This is a genomic window from Streptomyces sp. NPDC059534 (assembly GCF_042743475.1).
GTDB lineage: Bacteria > Actinomycetota > Actinomycetes > Streptomycetales > Streptomycetaceae > Streptomyces.
Genome location: NZ_JBHWAQ010000006.1, coordinates 114,403 through 133,456 on the forward strand (window position 1 = coordinate 114,403; position 19,054 = coordinate 133,456).

Genomic DNA, 19,054 nt, shown 5'->3' on the forward strand with positions numbered 1-19,054 from the left:
TGCCGGAGGCTATCGGGACCGGGCGTCCTCCCGGGAGGGGTGTCCGGCCGCCGGTGCGGCGCCGGGCCACGCCTCCCGCCGCAGCCACACCAGACCGAGCGCGAGCACGCCGACCGCCAGGACGAAGCCGTACCAGGGGGTGTGGCCCGAGGGCGCCGTCTCGTACACGAGCGCCGCAGAGAGGACCGCCAGGAGCTGCCCCGCCCGGCTGTGCCAGGCGACCGCCGCGACGACGACCGTCCCCCACAGCAGGTACCAGGGCTGCACCATCGGCGAGAGCACGACCAGGGCGACCAGCGACAGGCCGAGCCCGAGGACCGGGTCGATCCGCCCCCGCCAGGCCCGCCACGCGAGCGCCGCGATGATCGCGAGGGCCGCGAGGAGGCCCAGCTTCTGCACGGCGCCCTTGACCGGGTCGGGGTCGTCGGCGAGGAGTGTGCCGAGGGCGAGCCCGAGGTCGCTGGTGAGGGAGAGCGGGGTGTGGATGGCGCCGGCGACGCTCTGGGTGCCGAGCCAGCCGAACCCGGTCCCCGCCGCGAGGGTCGCCCCGGCGGCCACGCCGCCCGCGACGAGCCCCGGCAGGACCAGCCCCTTCACGACACCGCGTACGCCCCCGTCGCGGCGGGCGACCATCACACCGATGAACAGCAGCGCGACCGCCGCCGGGGACTTCACCATCATGGCGAGGCCGACGAGCACGCACCCGAGCACCCAGCGCCCGCGCACGGCCAGCAGGACCCCGCTCAGCATCAGCCCGATCATCAGGCCGTCGTTGTGCAGGCCGCCGACGACGTGGATCAGGAGCAGCGGGTTGAGCGCGGCCAGCCACAGCGCCCCGGCCGGACCGCCGGGGCCGCCGCCGAGGCCGCGGACGGCCCAGACGACCAGCGCGAGCGCGGCGAGGGCGATCAGCCGCGTCCCGAGGACGGCGGGCACGATCGCCCCGCCGGTCAGCCCGACCACGGCCTCGGCGAGCAGGAGGAAGACCGGTCCGTACGGCGCGGGGGTGTCCGTCCAGTTCCCTCCGACGCTCGCCGCCGCCTCCGCGCCGAGGTCGCCGGGGGCGAGGACGGACGGCCCGGCGCCGTAGACGTCGTGGCCTTCGAGGACCATCCCGCCCTGGGCGATGTAGCTGTACACGTCCGCGCTGTGCAGCGGCGGGGCCAGCAGCAGCGGCGCGGCCCAGCAGACGAGGGTCGCGAGCACCCCGTCCCGTACGCCCCGGGCGAGGAGGACGCCGTACCGCCACCAGGCGGCGACCAGCAGGGTCAGGCCCAGATACGCGAGGACGGCGCCGGCCGTGGCGAGCGCGGTGCCGCGCGGCTGCCACAGCGGCTCGCCGCCCGAAACCGGGAGCGCGCCCGCCGTGTACCCGCCGACGGCGACGGCGAGCGACCCGGCCGCACCCAGCCACCGGCATCCGGAGGCACTGAAAACCCACATGACGCGCCAACCTATCCCGCCGCGCGGGGTACCCCTATTTCCGGCCGCCGGAGACCCCCGGCGGGCGACCCGCGACCGCTACAGCTACCGCTGCGGCTGCGGCTGCGGCTACCGCTGCCGCTTGACCAGCCCCCGGCCGCGCCCCGGGTGCTGGGTGGCGGAGTCGGCGGCCTCGTCGCCGGTGCCGGTCGTGGGGGTGCCGTCGGCCGGGGTGGTGGCGGCGGGGGCCGGCGGGTTCCCGGACGGAGCAGCGGTCTGCCCCGGGGTGCGCGGGGCGGCGGAGGGGGTGAGGGCCGGCGCGGCGGGTCGCGTGGACGCGGTGGCGGCGGGTTCGGCGTCCGGGGCGGAGGGGTCGCCCTGGATGAGCGCGGGCGGCCCGCCGGGGCCGCCGTCGGCCGGGGAGCCGCCACGGGGGCCGGAGCCGCCGGAGAACAGCGCGGCGCCCAGCCCGAGGAGGCCGACACCCCCGGCGGCGATCAGCCAGACGGGTCCGCGCCCCCGGCGTGCGGGTGCGTGGCGGCGGCGGCCGCGTCGGGGTCCGGCGGCTCCGGGGTCGTGCTGGCTCATGGGCCCGAATTGTAGGGAGCACGACAGTGTCGATGCGATCCGGGTCACATCCGGGCCCGTGCCGGGTGTCCGACGTGTCCCAAAACACGAGGCGTCCCGGCCGACCCCGCCGTAAGCTCTCGGCATGCAGGTGATCCAGTCCACGAAGCTCGCCAACGTCTGTTACGAAATCCGGGGTCCGGTGCTCGAAGAGGCGATGCGGCTTGAGGCCGCGGGTCATCGCATCCTCAAGCTCAACACGGGCAACCCGGCCGCGTTCGGTTTCGAGTGTCCGCCCGCCATCCTCGAGGACGTGCTGCGGAACCTCTCGGAGGCGCACGGCTACGGCGACGCCAAGGGACTGCTGTCGGCCCGCCGGGCGGTGATGAGCCACTACGAGACCAAGGGCATCCCGCTCTCCGTCGAGGACATCTACCTCGGCAACGGCGTCTCCGAGCTGATCCAGATGGCGATGCAGGCGCTCCTCGACGACGGCGACGAGGTCCTCGTCCCGGCCCCGGACTATCCGCTGTGGACGGCCTCGGTGTCGCTCGCCGGCGGTACGGCCGTGCACTACCGCTGCGACGAGCAGGCGGACTGGATGCCGGACCTCGCGGACATCGAGCGGAAGATCACCGACCGCACCAAGGCGATCGTGATCATCAACCCGAACAACCCGACGGGCGCGGTCTACGACGACGAGATGCTCCGCTCCCTGACGGAGATCGCCCGCCGGCACAACCTGGTCGTCTGCTCGGACGAGATCTACGACAAGATCCTCTACGACGGTGCCACGCACACGCCGACCGCCGCGATCGCCCCCGACCTCCTCTGCCTCACCTTCAACGGGATGAGCAAGAACTACCGGGTCGCGGGCTTCCGCTCCGGCTGGCTGGCGGTCTGCGGACCGAAGCACCACGCGACCTCGTACATCGAGGGCCTGACGATCCTCGCGAACATGCGCCTCTGCGCGAACATGCCGGCGCAGCACGCGGTGGCCGCCGCGCTCCAGGGCCGGCAGTCGATCGAGGACCTGGTGCTGCCGGGCGGGCGGCTGCTCGAACAGCGGAACACGGCGTACGAGCTGCTGACGCAGATCCCGGGCGTGACGTGCGTGAAGCCGAAGGGCGCGCTGTACCTCTTCCCGCGCCTCGACCCGAACGTCTACAAGATCAAGGACGACCGGCAGATGGTCCTGGACCTGCTGCGGGCCGAGAAGATCATGGTCGTGCACGGGACGGGCTTCAACTGGCACGAGCCGGACCACTTCCGGATCGTGACGCTGCCGGCGGCGGCCGACCTGGCGGACGCGGTGACCCGGATCGGCCGGTTCCTGGACGGTTACAGCCAGCCGTAGCGACCAGCAGTCGGACAACGCTCAACTTTAGATCAAATCTAAGCTAGGATGGATCCCGAGCAATCAGGAGGCCATCCCATGTACGAACCGATCCGCACCAAGTCGGTCCACCGGATGGCCGACGACGACCACGCGTATCCGCACCGCTCCCGCGAGGAGGAGCTGGACATCCAGCTCGCCGGACACCTCTCCGCCCTGCTCGCCGTCACCGACGAGCTCGGCGACACGGAGGCCGGGGAGCTCATCGCCCGGCAGGTGGCGCGGCTGCGCGGCGCGCCGCCCGCGCGGCACGCGGGCCTGAGCGGCTCGCCCGCGCAGGACCTGCACCGCAGGGCGCACGCCCTCGCGGGCCGCGCGCTGGTCGTCGCCGCCTCCCGGGCCGACACGGCCGCCGCGATCCTCGCCGCCGGGCGCATGGACGCGCACACCGCGGCACTGACTGGGGAAACCCTGGTCGCCGCCCCCTGACGGCCCCGGTCCGCGCGGCACGAACCGCGCGGACCGGGCGCCACCCACAACCCTTCGCCTGCCCCTGACCCGGGCATCACCCGAAACCGCCCGACGGGCCCTCAAGGCGTCGGCGGAGGCCATCCGAGACCGTCCGGGCAGACCTCAAGGCGTCGGCAGAGGCCACCCGAGACCGTCCGGGCGCAGACCCTCAGGGCGTCGCGGTCGCCACCGGTTCGGTCGACGCGAAGTCGGCGTCGTAGACGACACACACCGGCTCGCCCCGCTCGTACGCCTCGCCGCCCACGGCCCTCGCACGGCCGGTCGCCCCGACCGCCAGGTCCTCGACGACCCCGGTCGCCCGGCCGACACTCCGCTCCCGCTCGTCCTGGAACTCCACGGTCACCGTGTACGTGCCCCGGCGGGCCGCCTGGCTGGTGACCGACAGCTCCGCCACCGGCCGCTTGGACACCGGGTCGAGACCGCACCGCGCCACCGTCACGTCGTCGGACGGGAACCGCAGGTCCTTGTGGTTCTCCCCGACCGCGTAGATGTACGCGACGATGCCGCCGACCGGCAGCAGCACGACGAGCGCCCCCGCCACCGACAGCAAGACGATCACCCAGCGCGGCATCACGACTCCCCCTGCCCGAAGCGGCTCACGGTACACGCCGCTCCTGTTCGGTACTGGGATCGGCACTTCACCCGCCGTCCACCCAACTCCCCCTGGAATGTGGGTTTCCGCGAGCACGCTGCCCGCGTGAGACGCATCCTGGGAATCGTCCTGGCCGTCCTGCTCCTGGGCGGCGTGGCCGCCGTCCTCGTGACGGGCGGCGACAAGGACACGGGCACGGCAACGAAGACCGTGCGAGGAGTCATCGGGTCGGAGAAGGCGGAGTTCTTCGCCGACCCGCAGGTGGTGAAGGCCCTGGCCGACAAGGGCTTCACCGTGGGCACCGAGACCTCCGGGTCCTGGGACATGGAGGAACTGCCCCTCGGGGGATACGACTTCGCCTTCCCGTCCTCCAAGGGTCCGGCGGACGAGCTGCGCGCGAAGGCGAAGGACAAGGCGAAGGCGGCCCCGCTGCGGCCCTTCTACTCGCCGCTCGTCGTCGTCGCGCACAGCACCGCCGCCCGGGTCCTCGCCGACAACGGCCTGGCGACCCTGGGCCCGCGCGGGACGAGCGGCACCCTGAAGATGGACGCCTATCTGGCCGCGGCCCGCGGCGACCGGACCTGGCAGCAGCTCAAGGGGTCGGCCTCCCACGCCGAACTGAGCGGCACCCTCTTCATCACCTCGACCGACCCGCTCGCCTCCAGCTCCGGCGCCCTGTACCTCGCCGCCACGAGCTATGTCGCCGACGGCGGACGGGTCGCGGGCGACAAGGCCGCCGTCACCCGCACGGCCCCGCTGCTGCGCAAGCTGATCCAGGTGCAGGGCGCCCAGCAGACCGGATCCGACGCGCCGTTCCGGGACTTCATCAGCGGCGTCGGCAACCCGCTGGTCCTCGTGTACGAGTCCCAGGTCGCCGCGCAGCTGCTGGCCGGCCATCCCATGGGCGACCTCGTCGTCCTCTACCCGGACACCACGGTCAACAGCGACCACACGCTCGTGCCGCTGACCGAGAACGGCCGGGCGCTCGGCGAACTCCTCTCCACCGACCCCGAGTTGCGCAAGCTCGCGGTCCGCCACGGCTTCCGGCCGCAGGGCGCGGCGAGCGAGTTCACCACCGCCACCGCCGGCCACACCGCCTACCTCAACCAGACGCTGAGCGGAGTCCGCCAGGCGCCCGTGCCCACCGGCAAGGTGCTGCACGAGATGGCGCTGCGGGCCCGCGACCAGGGGGACACCGCATGACCACGCCCGACGATCCGAGAAGAACGATGTCCCTGACCCCGCCCGGGCAGGACGCCCCGCTCGTCCTCACGCCACCCGAGCCCGTGCCGGTCGTCCGCGCCGAGCAGGCGTCCGGCCTCGTGCCGCTCGACGAGTCCGTGCGTACGGAGATGTCCCGCCGGGCCGTCGAGTACGTCGGGTCGCTGTCGGGACTCGACCCGCGCTCGCCCGAGTTCGCGGGCCGCATCGGCGAGATCGCGGCGCTCGGCGCGGGCGAGATGCGCTCCGCCGCCCAGCAGTCCAACCGGATGCTGGACCGCACGGTCCGCTCGCTCGGCCAGGGCGGCGGTGACGCGCAGGCCCGGGTCGGCACCTCGCTCGTCGAACTCCGGCGCACCGTCGAGGACCTGGACCCCCGGGACACCCCCGGGAAGGGAGCGCGGCGCCTGCTCGCCCGGCTGCCCGGCGGGAACAGGTTCCGCGACCACGTCGCCAAGTACGCCTCCTCGCAGTCCGCCCTGAACCGGATCGTGGGCTCGCTCCGCGGCGGCCAGGACGAACTGCGCCGCGACAACGCCGCGCTGCAGACCGAGCGGGCCCGGCTGTGGGAGACCATGGGCAAGCTCCAGGAGTACGCGGTGCTCACCGAGGCCCTCGACGGGGCCGTGGAGGAACGCATCGCGGGCACGCCGGACCCGGCCCAGGCGGACGCGCTGCGCGCCGACGTCCTCTTCCCGGTCCGGCAGAAGCACCAGGACCTGCTCACCCAGCTCGCCGTCTGCGCCCAGGGGTACCTGGCGATGGACGTGGTCCGCCGGAACAACGACGAGCTGATCAAGGGCGTGGACCGGGCGGCGACGACCACCCTGTCGGCCCTGCGGATCGCGGTGATGCTCGCCTCCGCGCTCGAGAACCAGCGGAAGGTCACCGAGCAGGTGAACGTGCTGCGCTCGACGACCGAGGACCTGATCCGGGGCAACGCCGAGATGCTGGCGACCCAGGCCGGCGAGATCCAGCGGATCGCGGCGGACCCGGCGGTGGGCGCCGAGACGCTCCGTACGGCCTTCCAGCAGATCTACCGGACGCTCGACGCGATCGACACGTACAAGGTCCAGGCGACCGAGTCGATGGCGGCGACGGTGGAGTCGCTGACCGCCGAACTCCAGCAGGCGAGCGCCCACTTGGACCGAAGCCGCCGCACGGGCGCGCTGGAGGGTGGCGGCCCCGCATGACGACGTACACCCGTCCTTCCCGCACCCGCGCCCACGGCCACACCCCCACCCGCCCCCGCTTCCTCGCCCGGACGATCGCCGCCCTCGCCCTCGCCCTCCTCGTGACGGCGACCGGCAGCTCCTGTTCGACCCCCGACAACAGCACGGTCGGCGGTCAGGGCGATCCCGTCGACCGGCACGGCCAGGACTTCGCGCCGGGCACCCTGCGGGTCCTCGCCTCCTCCGAACTGGCCGACATGGCGCCGGTGCTCGAAGAGGCCCGCAAGGCGACCGGGATCACCGTCCGGCCCACCTACGCGGGCACCCTGGACGCCGTCGAGCGGATCGCGTCCGGCGCGGCGGACAAGTCCTTCGACGCGGTCTGGCTGTCCTCCAACGACTACCTCCGGCTCCGCCCGGACACCGCCGGGAGGATCACCGGCGAGACGCCGATCATGACCTCGCCGGTGGCCCTCGGCGTGCGGCCCGCCGCCGTGGCGCGGCTCGGCTGGGACCCGGCGAAGGTCACCTGGTCGCAGCTGCACAGGGCGGTCGCCGACGGGAAGCTGACGTACGGGATGACCGACCCGATGCGCTCCAACTCCGGCTTCTCCGCGCTCGTCTCGGTCGCCTCGGGCCTGTCCGGGGCCCAGGCGGCCCTGACCGGGCAGGACGTCACCAAGGTCACGCCCCGGCTGAAGGAGTTCTTCGCGGGCCAGAAGCTGACCTCGGGCTCCTCCGGCTGGCTGGCCACCGCGTACGCCCGCCGCACCGACGTCGACGCACTGGTCAACTACGAGTCCGTACTGCTGTCCTCGCCCGGGAAGCTGACCGTGATCCGGCCGTCCGACGGGGTCGTGACCGCGGACTACCCGCTCACGCTGCTGACCTCCGCCCGCCCCGAGGCGAAGGAGGCGGCCGGCCGCCTCACCACCTATCTGCGCACTCCGGCCGCCCAGCGGCGGATCACGGAGACGACCCTGCGCCGCCCGGTGGTCGCGGGGGTGGAGCCGGCGGCCGCGCTCGCCCGTGACCAGCGGCGCGAGCTGCCGTTCCCCGGCAGCCGGGCCGTCGCCGACGGCCTCCTGGACGCGTACGACAACTCCCTGCGCCGGCCCTCCCGCACGGTGTACGTCCTGGACACCTCCGGCTCCATGAGCGGCGAGCGGCTCGACCGGCTGAAGACGGCGCTGGCCGAGCTGACGAGCGACTTCCGGGACCGGGAGGAGGTCACCCTGATGCCGTTCGGCTCCTCGGTGAAGCGGGGCGAGGTCCGTACGCACACCGTCGACCCGGCCTCGCCGAAGGCGGCGCTCGACGCCATCCGGTCGGACGCCCTGGCCCTCTCGGCCTCCGGGGGCACGGCGATCTACTCCAGCCTCCAGGAGGCGTACCGGTCGCTGGGCAGGGCCCCCGGCGACACGTTCACCTCGGTCGTCCTCATGACGGACGGCGAGAACACCGACGGCGACCCGGCCTCCGCCTTCGACACCTTCTACCGCTCCCTCCCCGCCGCGCAGCAGCGCACCCCGGTCTTCCCGATCCTGTTCGGCGACTCCGACCGCGGCGAGCTGGGCCATGTCGCCGACCTGACGGGCGGGAAGCTGTTCGACGCCACCAAGGGGTCGCTGGACGGCGCCTTCGAGGAGATCCGTGGCTACCAGTAACCGCGTCCTGCGGTACGCCGAGTCCCGCAAGAACCTGACGGGCTGCGCCTGCGGCCTCGCCGGTCTCGTGCTCGCCCTCACGGGTGCGGCGGGCCCGCTGTGGCCCGTCGTGGTCGCGGCCCTGTACGGGGCGGGGGCGCTGATCGCGCCGCCCGAGCGCCCGGACACCCCGGACTTCCCGAGCGCGGACGAGCAACTGGAAGCCCTGCGGGACGACTTCGCGACCCTGCGCGGCTATCTGGCCGAGGTGGAGCTGCCGTCGGCCGCACGGGACCGGGTCGCCGAACTGGAGGACCTCCTGGAGGCCCTCCTGGCGCCGGGCTGGGTGAGCGACCCGGAGCAGCTCCACGTCCTGGCGCGTGCGGTGCGCCAGGACGTCCCGGAGGCCGTCGACACCTTCGTACGGACCCGGTGGTGGTCCCGCGTCGCCCCGGGCACGGAGCCGCCGGAGCGGCACCTGGAGCGCCAGCTGTCCGCGCTGCGCGACGAGGCGTCGGCGATCGCGGACGAGCTGCACGAGGCGGAGGCGCTGCGGCAGCGGACGCACACGCGCTACCTGGAGGAGAGAGGGCGCTGACCGGTACGGAACCAAGATCGATTATGTTCCGCGCATGACATTTCCACAGCGTCCCACGTCCCGCCGTACCGTCCTGACGGCCTTCGCCGCAGCCGCCACGGCGGGCGCCCCCGTCCTCGGCCAGCTCGCCGCCGCCGCCCCGGCCGCCGCCGCCACGGCCGTGGGCCCGGTCGAGCCGGAGGAGTACCTGACGAACACCGCCCTGTACAAGGACCCGAAGCTCGTCGAGGGCACCTCGTACGGCCGCCGGTGGCGCCGTCACGCCTGGACCGACTCCAAGCTGAGCGAGAAGGCCGACTACCCGCGCACCGCGATCCTCGCCCTGCACGGCGGCGGCATCGAGATCGGCACGAGCGAGCTCGCCCTGGGCATCGCCGGCTACGACCCGGGCAACATCGCACCGCTCGACAAGCCGCTCTCCCTGCCCACGTACGACTACTTCCTGTTCGAGGGCCTGCTCTCCACCGGCAACAAGGCGCTGCACGTCACGTCGAGGAACTGCGACGACCACATCGCCCTGTCCCTCGCCGGGAGCCACCTCAACGTCCTGTCGCTGCACGGCTGCCAGTACGACCAGCTGGGCATGCCCGAGCCCCTGATCTGGCCGCCGAGCAACGACCCCCGTCTCGCCGTCGTCGGCGGTCTCAACGCCGAGTTCCGCGCGGCGCTGGTGTACGAGATCGGCAAGGCGGGTTTCCCGGTGGTCGACGCCTTCGACCCCACGTACGTCGCCCGCCTCGCGAACTTCAACGGCAGCCACGTCACCAACCCGTGCAACCTCACGATGCTCGGCAAGGGTGCCCAGATCGAGATGACCACGGAGCTGCGCCAGAGCCTCTTCGGCAACTACTCGACCCGCGGCGACCGCGCGACGAGCTGGAAGGAGTCGAACGGCCAGTTCGAGGCGTTCCGTGACGCCTGCCGCCGCGCGATCGCGACCGTCGAGGCCGGCCAGCCGATCCTCTAGGCCCCCGGGCCCGGACATGCGCCGGCCCCCGGAGCCTGAGGGGGCTCCGGGGGCCGGATGCGTCGTGATGGGCCGTCGTGACCCCACTGGTCAGGGCGGTGTTTCGGGGCAACCCACCACGAGTTTCAGGGGGGACTAGCCCAGGCGCTCCACGAGCGCGTTGTACTGGTCCCACAGCTCCTTCGGCGTGTGGTCGCCGAAGGTGTTCAGGTGGTCGGGGACGAGGGCGGCCTCTTCGCGCCACACGTCACGGTCGACCTTGAGGAGGAACTCCAGGTCCTCGGCCGGCAGGTCCAGGCCCTCGGTGTCCAGGGACTCCGGGGTCGGCAGGATGCCGATCGGGGTCTCGACGCCCTCGGCCTTGCCGTCGAGGCGCTCGACGATCCACTTCAGGACGCGGCTGTTCTCGCCGAAGCCGGGCCAGACGAACTTGCCCGCGTCGTTCTTGCGGAACCAGTTCACGTAGTAGATCTTCGGCAGCTTCGCGGCGTCCGCCGTCGCGCCCACCTTGACCCAGTGGGCCATGTAGTCGCCCATGTTGTAGCCGCAGAACGGCAGCATGGCGAACGGGTCGCGGCGCAGCTCGCCGACCTTGCCCTCGGCGGCGGCGGTCTTCTCGGAGGCGACGTTCGCGCCGAGGAAGACGCCGTGGTTCCAGTCGAAGGACTCGGTGACCAACGGGACGGCGGAGGCGCGGCGGCCGCCGAAGAGGATCGCCGAGATCGGCACGCCCTTCGGGTCCTCCCACTCCGGCGCGATGATCGGGCACTGCCCGGCCGGGACGGTGAAGCGGGCGTTCGGGTGGGCGGCCGGCGTCTCGGAGTCCGGCGTCCAGTCGTTGCCCTTCCAGTCCGTGAGGTGCTTGGGCAGCTCTTCGGTCATGCCCTCCCACCACACGTCGCCGTCGTCCGTGAGGGCGACGTTGGTGAAGACGGAGTTGCCCCACATGGTCTTCATGGCGTTGGCGTTGGTGTGCTCGCCGGTGCCGGGCGCGACGCCGAAGAAACCGGCCTCGGGGTTGATCGCGTAGAGGCGGCCGTCCTCGCCGAAGCGCATCCAGGCGATGTCGTCGCCGATGGTCTCGACGGTCCAGCCGGAGATCGTCGGCTCCAGCATGGCCAGGTTGGTCTTGCCGCAGGCCGACGGGAACGCGGCGGCGACGTACTTCGCCTCGCCCTGCGGCGGGGTCAGCTTGAGGATCAGCATGTGCTCGGCGAGCCAGCCCTCGTCACGCGCCATGACGGAGGCGATGCGGAGCGCGTAGCACTTCTTGCCGAGCAGGGCGTTGCCGCCGTAGCCCGAGCCGTACGACCAGATCTCGCGGCTCTCGGGGAAGTGCGAGATGTACTTGGTGGAGTTGCAGGGCCACGGCACGTCCTCCTGGCCCTCCTCCAGGGGGGCGCCGAGGGTGTGGACGGCCTTGACGAAGAAGCCGTCGGTGCCGAGCTCGTCGAGGACGGCCTGGCCCATGCGGGTCATGGTGCGCATGGAGACGGCGACGTACGCGGAGTCGGTGATCTCGACGCCGATGGCGGAGAGCGGGGAGCCGACGGGGCCCATGCAGAAGGGCACGACGTACATGGTGCGGCCGCGCATGGAGCCGCGGAAGATGCCCTCGGAGCCCGCGAAGAGCTCCTTCATCTCGGCCGGGGCCTTCCAGTGGTTGGTCGGGCCCGCGTCCTCCTCCTTCTCGGAGCAGATGAAGGTCCGGTCCTCGACGCGCGCGACGTCGGTCGGGTCGGAGGCCGCGTAGTACGAGTTCGGCCGCTTGACCGGGTCGAGCTTCGTGAAGGTCCCCTTGGCGACGAGCTCCTCGCACAGGCGCTCGTACTCGGCCTCGGACCCGTCGCACCAGACGATGTCGTCCGGCTGGGTGATCTCGGCGATCTCGTTCACCCAGGAGACGAGCTCCTGGTGCTGGGTGGGGACGGTGGTGGGAGCCGCGTTGTCGCGCGCCACGATTGCTCCTTGTTGAGGGGTTTTTTAGATGTATGCCCCGTGGGGGCCGCGACCCGGATGCTTCGTAGCTGCTCATCCGGTGCCGACCGCACTCATTTGATCATCCGATGGATCCGCCCATATGTCCAGGGGGGTGCACACGTGAGCATCGCCACTCGTATCCGGGACCTACGGGGGCGTAGGTACGATTCCTTTCCATGACTGCAGCCACGCCGGAAGTGACCCCGATCGAGCACCCGACGTCGCTCCCGACGAAGCCCCGGCTCAGAGGCTGGCTGCACGCGGGCATGTTCCCCGCCGTGATCGTCGCGGGCCTCGTCCTCGTCGCCCTCTCCGACTCGCCCCGCGCCCGCATCGCCTGCGGGATCTACGTCCTCACCGCCTGCCTGCTCTTCGGCATCAGCGCGCTCTACCACCGCGGCAACTGGGGCCCGCGCGGCGAGGCCGTGCTCCGGCGCCTCGACCACGCCAACATCTTCCTGATCATCGCGGGCACCTACACCCCGCTCACCCTGCTGCTGCTCCCGGACTCCACCGCGAAGCCGCTCATGTGGGCGGTCTGGGCGGCGGCGACCGCCGGCATCGCCTTCCGCGTCTTCTGGGTCGGCGCCCCCCGCTGGCTGTACACGCCCTGCTACATCGCGATGGGCTGGGCCGCCGTCTTCTTCCTCCCCGACTTCATGCGCGCGGGCGGCATCGCCGTCCTCGTCCTCGTCATCGTCGGCGGACTGCTCTACAGCGCGGGCGGGGTCATCTACGGCATGAAGCGCCCGAACCCGTCCCCGCGCTGGTTCGGCTTCCACGAGGTCTTCCACTCGCTGACGCTCGCGGCCTTCATCGTCCACTACGTCGGCATCTCACTGGTCGCCTACCAGCACTCCTGACCTGGGAGAATGGCGTCCATGGCCGCCGAACCCACCCCGCCCCCGAGCCTGCGCGAACGCAAGAAGGCCAAGACCCGCGCGGCGATCCGGAAGGCCACCTACCGGCTCGCCGCCGAGCAGGGCTGGGACGCCGCCACCACCGACCGGATCGCCGAGGCCGCCGAGGTCTCCCCCTCCACCGTCGTGCGCTACTTCCCGGTCCGCGAGGACATCCTCCTCACCGACGAGAACGACGCGTACCTGGAGGCCAGGCTGCGCGCCCGACCCGCCGGCGAGGAGCCCCTCGAATCCCTCCGCGCCGTCGTCCTCGAAGCCGTCCGCACCGCCCTCGCCGAAGAGCCCGAGGAGACGCTGCTGCGCGCCCGGCTGATGGCGGAGATCCCCTCCGTCCGCGCCCGGCTCACCGAGACCACCGCCGCCACCGGCCGCCGGCTGGCCCGCGCGATCGCCGACCGGACCGGCCGGGACGCCCTCGACCTGGAGGTACGCATCTTCACGGCGGCGGCCCTCGGGGCGCTGCGCGAGGCGACCGTCCACTGGGCCGAGAACGGCCACGCCGACGACCTGCCCCGGCTCCTCGACCGGGCGGTCGACACCCTCAGGAACGGCCTGACGGCGCCCCCAGCGCGCCCCTGACGATCCGCGCCGACTCGGGGTTGTCCGCACAGCCCCACACACCGTGCGGGCAGTAGTCGGTGACCGTCTGGTAGACCGGCCGGTGCGCCGCGAACCAGTCGAGCATCCCCCGGACGTACACGGGGTTGTCCCCGTTCCGGAAGAGCCCCCACTCCGGGTACGACACCGGCTTCCCGTGCGCCGCCGCGAACCGCACGTGGTGGTCGAGCCCGTACTCCTCGGTCACCTGCTCCTCGAAGGACAGCCCCGCCGGCTGGTCGTAGGCGTCCATGCCGATGATGTCGACGACGTCGTCACCGGGGTAGCAGCGCGGCCACGCGACCGCGTCCGTACCCCGGCTCGGGGTGAAGTCGAACCGGAACCGCTGCCCCGGCACCCCTCGCAGCACCCCGACCACCCGCCGCCAGTACGCCTTCCAGGTCGTCGGGTCGGGACCGCAGCGATGGCTGTAGGTGGTGCCGTTCATCTCCCAGCCCAGGACCAGGACCGCGTCCCCCAGACCGTGCTCCACGAGCCGCTCCCCCAGGACCCGGAAGTGCGCGTCGAAGCCGCCCGCGGCGCCGCGCCGCAGTCCCGTCCGCACCTCGGCGTCCGGCAGCCCCGCCTCGCTGCGGTCGAGCAGCGGCACGTTCAGCACGAAGAGCCGCCCGGGCCGCTCCGCCTTCCAGCGCGCCCAGGGCCCGAAGAGCGCCGGATGCCCCTCGATGTTGGACCAGCGGTCGCCCGGCAGATACGTGTGACCGACGCTCAGCGCGTCACCGCCGAGCCATGCCTGCACCGCGGCGATCCGCCGCACCCCGGCCTCGTCGGAGCCGGTGAAGAACCCCGACGGCACCCCCGGCAGCCGTTGCGTCTCCGGCACGGCCCGGCCGCCGGTGTGCCGCCCGCCCGGCGCGAGCCGGTCGTACGGCAGCAGGAGCACGACAAGGGCCGCGAGCAGCACGGTCAGTGCGGCCCGCGGCCAGGAGAGGAGGGGTTTCACGTCAGCTCGTCCAGAAGTCCCACCACCGGGTCAGGATCAGCATCCCGATGATCCCGATGTGCAGGACGGGCGGGGCGAAGGCGAACTCGCCGAAGAAGGTCCGCAGCCCGGCCGGGGCCGGCAGGACGCCGCTGCAGACGTTCTGTGCGGTGACGTACCAGAACATGACGATGGTGGCGACCCACGCCAGGCAGCACCAGAGACACAGCGCGTTGATCTCGTACAGCGACTGGTGCATCAGCCAGGTGCAGAAGCCGACGCCGAACAGCATCCCGGCGTTGAGCCCGAGCCACAGCCAGCCCCGGTAGCGGGCCCCGGCGAGCAGCCCCGCGCCGACGGCGACGACGACGGCGTACGTGACGAGGCCGAGCATCGGGTTGGGGAAGCCGAAGACCCCCGCCTGCTCGCTCTTCATGACGCTGCCGCAGGAGACGACGGGGTTCAGGCTGCACCCGGGCTGGAAGCCGGGGTCCTCCAGGAGCTTGAACTTGTCGATCGTGATCACCCAGCCGGCCAGCACGCCCGCCGCCCCGGTGATCATCAGCATCCAGGCGAAGGCCCGGCTCGCGCCGTGCACCGCCCCGCCGGTCTCCGGCGGAGCCTCCTCCTGCCGCTGCCCGAGCACTCCGCCCCGTACGTTCACCGTCGCCATGACGCGAACCCCTTCCCGCTCAGCCCTGGAGGCGGCGGACCGGCATCAGGACGTGGGCGCTGTCCGCGAGCATCTCCTCGTCGGAGACGAAGGCACGCAGCCGCGCCTCGTCGACCGGCTGCCCGGGAACCGCCTCGGCCCAGGGGCGGACGGAGCAGATGAGGTAGACCTGTCCGCGCTCGCGGGCGGCCTCCTGCCACTCGGCCGGCACCGGGCACTGCACCTTCAGGAACGGCAGGTTGAGGACGGCCGACCCGCCCTCGACGAGCAGCGTGGCGTTGATCCCGGCGTCCCTCTCCAGATCGAAGAGCCGGTCGCCGACGGAGAGGCCCATCGACTCCAGGGCCGCCCGCATGGCCTGCTGACCGGCCTCCGGCCCGTCCCGGCCGTCGCCGAGCGAGTACGCCATGAGGAACGGCGTGCCGACCGCGTCGGCGGAGGGCTCGCTGGACCACGGGATCACCGTGAGAGTTCCCAGCGGAGAGGCGCTGCGCGCCGAGGAAACGACGTTGGAAGTGGTCATGAAACCGGATGCTAATGCTCCAACCACCCTTTCCCCGCGCCGTTTTCACTCGAACGGCCGACATTCACGCCGCTGGCATTTCCGCCGCAACGAACCCGGGTTTTCATCGTTGTGCCCTGAGGGCATTAGCCGACCACGAGGAGATCACTCATGATCGTCCCGCGCCGCGTCGCACTGCGGTCCCTCTTCGCTCTGGCCGTCACCGCTTTCACGGGCGGCGCCCTCGGCCGTATCGCGGCCCGCCCGCCGTCGGGTGACCCCCGCGACCCGCACGCCTTCGACGAGATGTACGGAGGCCGCCGCCTGCTCGGCTTCACCGGCCCGGACGGCGGGCCGGTGGCGCTCGTCGACGGCCGGCCGCTGCACCTGATGCGCTGCGCCGACGGCGGTTACGTCACCCCGATCGACCACTACGAGTCCTGCCCGACGCCCCTGGCGGCCACCCGTGCGGCCGTGGACGAGCTGGGCACGGCCCCGCTCTCCCGGCTCGCCGGCGCCCACGGCGTCCACACCGACCCGACGGGAGGGAGCCCGCGTGGTGTACACGCGTAAGAACCAGCGCGATCTGACCGGTGCCGAGCGCCGGAAGTTCGTCGCCGCCGTTCTGGAGCTCAAGCGCAAGGGCACGTACGACGAGTTCGTCCGCACCCACATCGACTACTACTCGGCGGACGGGGAGGGCAAGCTCAGGGTCGCCCACATGGCGCCGAGCTTCCTGCCCTGGCACCGCCGGTTCCTGCTGGAGTTCGAGAAGGCCCTGCGCCGGGTCGACCCGACGGTCTCCGTCCCGTACTGGGACTGGACCCGGGACAACAGCCCGGCCTCGTCGATCTGGGGCGAGGACTTCATGGGCGGCAACGGCCGCCGCGCCGACCTCCAGGTGATGACCGGCCCCTTCGCCCAGTCCGGCGGGCGGTGGAACATCACCTACGCCATGACCGAGACCCGCTTCCTGACCAGGGACTTCGGCCGCCCCCGCGACCCGATCGCGCTCCCGACCCAGGCCCAGCTGGACGAGGTGATGCGGGAGCGGGTGTACGACGTGGCGCCCTGGAACTCGACGAGCACCTCCGGCTTCCGCAACCGCCTGGAGGGCTGGGCGCCGGGCAAGGGAAACGAGCGGTTCCGCGTCCACAACCGGGTGCACCGCTGGGTCGGCGGGCTGATGCTCGGCGGCGGCTCCGTGAACGACCCGGTCTTCTGGCTGCACCACTCCTTCGTCGACCTGGTCTGGTCGCGGTGGCAGCAGCGCAACCCCGGCGCCGCCTATCTGCCGGCGGAGCCGCCGCCGCTGGGCGACGCCCAGTACCGCAAGGTCGCCGCCCGGCACCAGCCGATGGCGCCCTGGGGCGTGACCCCGGCGGAGATGTTCGACCACAGCCGCGTCTACCGCTACGTGTGAGCCGCACGCACGTGTCCCCCCGGCCCGCTGGGCCGGGGGGACACGTGTGTGGAGCGGGGGGATCAGCCGCCGTAGCCGCCGTCACCGTGGCCGTGGCCGTGGCCGCCGTCGGCGTTGATGCAGGTGTTGCCGAACGCCGGGTTCAGCAGACCGATGACGTTGACGGTGTTGCCGCACACGTTGACCGGGACGTGCACCGGGACCTGGACGACGTTGCCGGAGGCGACACCGGGCGAGTGGGCGGCGACGGCCTCGGCGCCCGAGTCGGCGACGGCCAGGCCGGCTCCGCTGAGGGCAACGGCACCCGTGCCGGCGAGAACAGCGGCAGCCTTCGCGATGCGAGACATCAAGAACTCCTTGGACGTGGAAAGCGACCGCAGGAATCACGGCCGTCTTTCCCGTTCAACGCCGATCTCCCTGCCGGGTCACGGCCATTGCGCCGAACGGGATGAGGAAATGCGAAAAGAATGGCCCGCGGGCCGAGACACCGTCCGCCGCCGGATACGACGGGACGGCCTCGGTCCGCGGGCCGCGGCCATGCGACAAGCCTCTTCATGCAACGACCGAGAACCCCTGGGGTGGCGGGGAAGAATCGTGTCTTCACCCGCGCGGGGGGGTGCACCGGCCTCAGTGCGTGGTCGGCGCCAGACCCAGCTGGGGGTCGAGGGCTCCGCTCAGCATCGGGGTGAGCAGCCCCACCGAAGGCTTCGTCAGCTCCGGCAGACCGCCGAGTCCGTTGCCCCGCGGGGCCTCCAGCGGGTTGCCGACGATCGCCCCGGGCGTGGCCGCCTTCATCTCCGAGTGCGGGCTGCTGACCAGCGCGCGACCGGGCTCGCTGTCCCTGAGGACCTCGGGCAGCGGCGCGTCGACGACGGTGCCCGGCAGGGTGCCGGCGAGCGGAACGCTGGGCAGCGTGACGTCCGGCAGCGCTCCGATGCCCTTCTGGAAACCGGTGGGCGCACCGGGCATCGGGACGGGAACGCCGGTCGCCACGGTCGGCGCGTCCATCGGCAGGACCGGCTCGAGGCCCTGGAGCGGGACGAGCACCGGCGCCTCGACGGCGGCGGCGGGAGAGGCCAGGGCGGCGGAGGCGAGTGCGGTCATGAGAAGTCCCATGCCCGCGTGAGAACGCAGAGTCATGTGCGGTGAACGAGGCCCTTGGCCGAAACGTGGCGGGAGTAACCCATGTGCAGCAACGCGCTGGGCCCTCACCGGTGAAGGCGAGGGCCCGGGTTGACGCGTGGCGGGCCGCCGGGATCAGTGGCGGCGGCTGATCCGCCCACCGCGGAGGTACAGAACACCGCCGCCGATGATCAGCGCGGCGCTGATCGCGGCCGCGCCCATGAGCGCGGGGTCGCCACCGGTGTCGGGGAGCTCAGGAGGCCCGGTGGGCGGGGTTGTCGGCGGATGCGTCGGGGGGTGTGTCGTCGGGTGCGTGGTCGTCGGCGGGTGCGTGGTCGTCGGCGGATGTGTCGGCGGGTGCGTAGTCGTCGGCGGATGCGTCGGCGGATGCGTGGTCGCCGGAGGGGTCGTCGGCGGATGCGTAGTCGTCGGCGGATGCGTCGGCGGATGCGTGGTCGCCGGAGGGGTCGTCGGCGGATGCGTAGTCGTCGGCGGATGCGTCGGCGGATGCATGGTCGCCGGAGGGGTCGTCGGCGGGTGCGTCGGCGGATGCGTGGGGGGGTGCGTGGGCGGATGGGTCGGCGGGTGCGTGGGCGGGTGGGTCGGCGGGTGCGTTGGGGGGTGCGTGGGCGGATGGGTCGGCGGGTGGGTCGGTTCGTCGCCGTAGCCGCCGGGCTCGTCCGCCTGGGCGCAGAGGTCGCCGACGGCCGCCTCGACGAAGCCGCCGAGATCCACGCCCTGGCCGCAGACGTCCGCCGGCAGGGGGGCTTGGGCATGGCCGGCGGTGGCGGGGCCCGACCCGTCGCCCGTGCCCGCGTGGGAACCCGCGGCAAGGGCGAATC

At 72.5% G+C, this 19,054-nt stretch carries 20 protein-coding genes; 11 read left to right on the top strand and 9 right to left on the bottom strand.

The window, feature by feature from the left end; translation table 11 throughout:
* Positions 1-9: 9 nt before the first annotated feature.
* Positions 10-1,443, bottom strand: a complete 1,434-nt coding sequence (mptB, locus tag ACFVZH_RS09690) for a polyprenol phosphomannose-dependent alpha 1,6 mannosyltransferase MptB (RefSeq protein ID WP_384895061.1) — start codon at positions 1,441-1,443, stop codon at positions 10-12.
* A gap of 108 nt (positions 1,444-1,551) precedes the next feature.
* Complete coding sequence (locus ACFVZH_RS09695; protein WP_384895063.1) at positions 1,552-2,010, bottom strand: hypothetical protein; 459 nt, start codon at positions 2,008-2,010, stop codon at positions 1,552-1,554.
* Positions 2,011-2,134: 124 nt separating this feature from the next.
* On the opposite strand from ACFVZH_RS09695, the gene ACFVZH_RS09700 reads away from it, so the two are divergent.
* Both ACFVZH_RS09700 and ACFVZH_RS09705 read left to right on the top strand, forming a co-directional pair.
* Complete coding sequence (locus tag ACFVZH_RS09700; RefSeq protein WP_384895065.1) at positions 2,135-3,346, top strand: pyridoxal phosphate-dependent aminotransferase; 1,212 nt, start codon at positions 2,135-2,137, stop codon at positions 3,344-3,346.
* Positions 3,347-3,424: 78 nt separating this feature from the next.
* Positions 3,425-3,814, top strand: coding sequence for a hypothetical protein (locus ACFVZH_RS09705; protein ID WP_384895067.1), 390 nt, complete (start codon positions 3,425-3,427; stop codon positions 3,812-3,814).
* Positions 3,815-4,004: 190 nt separating this feature from the next.
* Here ACFVZH_RS09705 and ACFVZH_RS09710 read toward each other — a convergent pair whose 3' ends face one another.
* Positions 4,005-4,427: a hypothetical protein gene (locus tag ACFVZH_RS09710; protein WP_384895069.1), complete on the bottom strand. Its 423-nt coding sequence runs from the start codon at positions 4,425-4,427 to the stop codon at positions 4,005-4,007.
* Between the two features lie 99 nt (positions 4,428-4,526).
* Between ACFVZH_RS09710 and ACFVZH_RS09715 the strand changes: the two genes are divergently transcribed.
* From ACFVZH_RS09715 to ACFVZH_RS09735, 5 genes are read left to right on the top strand one after another with little or no spacing between them, the layout of a single operon-like run.
* On the top strand, positions 4,527-5,651 hold the full coding sequence (locus ACFVZH_RS09715; protein WP_384895071.1) for a hypothetical protein: 1,125 nt from the start codon (positions 4,527-4,529) through the stop codon (positions 5,649-5,651).
* Entirely contained in the window at positions 5,648-6,862 is a 1,215-nt protein-coding gene (locus ACFVZH_RS09720; RefSeq protein WP_384895073.1) for a toxic anion resistance protein, read from the top strand. The genes ACFVZH_RS09715 and ACFVZH_RS09720 overlap by 4 nt, the downstream gene beginning before the upstream one ends.
* Positions 6,859-8,508 carry a substrate-binding domain-containing protein gene (locus ACFVZH_RS09725; RefSeq protein WP_384895075.1) on the top strand — a complete coding sequence of 550 codons (1,650 nt, stop codon included), beginning with the start codon at positions 6,859-6,861 and terminating at the stop codon, positions 8,506-8,508. Before ACFVZH_RS09720 ends, ACFVZH_RS09725 begins: the two co-directional genes overlap by 4 nt.
* Positions 8,495-9,085 (top strand): hypothetical protein, encoded by a 591-nt coding sequence (locus ACFVZH_RS09730; RefSeq protein WP_384895077.1) that lies wholly within the window; start codon positions 8,495-8,497, stop codon positions 9,083-9,085. Before ACFVZH_RS09725 ends, ACFVZH_RS09730 begins: the two co-directional genes overlap by 14 nt.
* Positions 9,086-9,119: 34 nt before the next feature.
* Entirely contained in the window at positions 9,120-10,052 is a 933-nt protein-coding gene (locus tag ACFVZH_RS09735) for a poly-gamma-glutamate hydrolase family protein (protein WP_384895079.1), read from the top strand.
* A gap of 135 nt (positions 10,053-10,187) precedes the next feature.
* Here ACFVZH_RS09735 and ACFVZH_RS09740 read toward each other — a convergent pair whose 3' ends face one another.
* Positions 10,188-12,011 (bottom strand): phosphoenolpyruvate carboxykinase (GTP), encoded by a 1,824-nt coding sequence (locus tag ACFVZH_RS09740; protein ID WP_384895081.1) that lies wholly within the window; start codon positions 12,009-12,011, stop codon positions 10,188-10,190.
* A gap of 197 nt (positions 12,012-12,208) precedes the next feature.
* Here ACFVZH_RS09740 and ACFVZH_RS09745 point away from each other — a divergent pair, with 197 nt between their 5' ends.
* Both ACFVZH_RS09745 and ACFVZH_RS09750 read left to right on the top strand, forming a co-directional pair.
* The gene (locus ACFVZH_RS09745) at positions 12,209-12,895 is read left to right on the top strand and encodes a hemolysin III family protein (protein ID WP_384895083.1); all 687 of its coding nucleotides are present in this window, start codon (positions 12,209-12,211) and stop codon (positions 12,893-12,895) included.
* Between the two features lie 18 nt (positions 12,896-12,913).
* Positions 12,914-13,531: a TetR/AcrR family transcriptional regulator gene (locus ACFVZH_RS09750; RefSeq protein ID WP_384895085.1), complete on the top strand. Its 618-nt coding sequence runs from the start codon at positions 12,914-12,916 to the stop codon at positions 13,529-13,531.
* On the opposite strand, the gene ACFVZH_RS09755 is transcribed toward ACFVZH_RS09750, so the two are convergent.
* From ACFVZH_RS09755 to ACFVZH_RS09765, 3 genes are read right to left on the bottom strand one after another with little or no spacing between them, the layout of a single operon-like run.
* Complete coding sequence (locus ACFVZH_RS09755; protein ID WP_384895087.1) at positions 13,494-14,513, bottom strand: glycoside hydrolase family 26 protein; 1,020 nt, start codon at positions 14,511-14,513, stop codon at positions 13,494-13,496. The two genes, ACFVZH_RS09750 and ACFVZH_RS09755, sit on opposite strands and share 38 nt — an antisense overlap.
* Position 14,514: 1 nt before the next feature.
* Complete coding sequence (locus ACFVZH_RS09760; RefSeq protein ID WP_384895089.1) at positions 14,515-15,165, bottom strand: vitamin K epoxide reductase family protein; 651 nt, start codon at positions 15,163-15,165, stop codon at positions 14,515-14,517.
* Positions 15,166-15,184: 19 nt separating this feature from the next.
* Positions 15,185-15,688, bottom strand: a complete 504-nt coding sequence (locus ACFVZH_RS09765; RefSeq protein WP_384895091.1) for a DUF5949 family protein — start codon at positions 15,686-15,688, stop codon at positions 15,185-15,187.
* A gap of 150 nt (positions 15,689-15,838) precedes the next feature.
* Here ACFVZH_RS09765 and ACFVZH_RS09770 point away from each other — a divergent pair, with 150 nt between their 5' ends.
* Together ACFVZH_RS09770 and ACFVZH_RS09775 are read left to right on the top strand one after the other, a co-directional pair.
* Entirely contained in the window at positions 15,839-16,240 is a 402-nt protein-coding gene (locus ACFVZH_RS09770) for a tyrosinase family oxidase copper chaperone (protein ID WP_384895093.1), read from the top strand.
* The gene (locus ACFVZH_RS09775; RefSeq protein ID WP_384895095.1) at positions 16,224-17,090 is read left to right on the top strand and encodes a tyrosinase family protein; all 867 of its coding nucleotides are present in this window, start codon (positions 16,224-16,226) and stop codon (positions 17,088-17,090) included. The genes ACFVZH_RS09770 and ACFVZH_RS09775 overlap by 17 nt, the downstream gene beginning before the upstream one ends.
* Before the next feature lie 62 nt (positions 17,091-17,152).
* Here ACFVZH_RS09775 and ACFVZH_RS09780 read toward each other — a convergent pair whose 3' ends face one another.
* Positions 17,153-17,437, bottom strand: a complete 285-nt coding sequence (locus tag ACFVZH_RS09780) for a chaplin (protein WP_384895097.1) — start codon at positions 17,435-17,437, stop codon at positions 17,153-17,155.
* 280 nt (positions 17,438-17,717) lie between these two features.
* Positions 17,718-18,194, bottom strand: a complete 477-nt coding sequence (locus ACFVZH_RS09785; protein WP_384895099.1) for a hypothetical protein — start codon at positions 18,192-18,194, stop codon at positions 17,718-17,720.
* Positions 18,195-19,054: the final 860 nt, after the last annotated feature.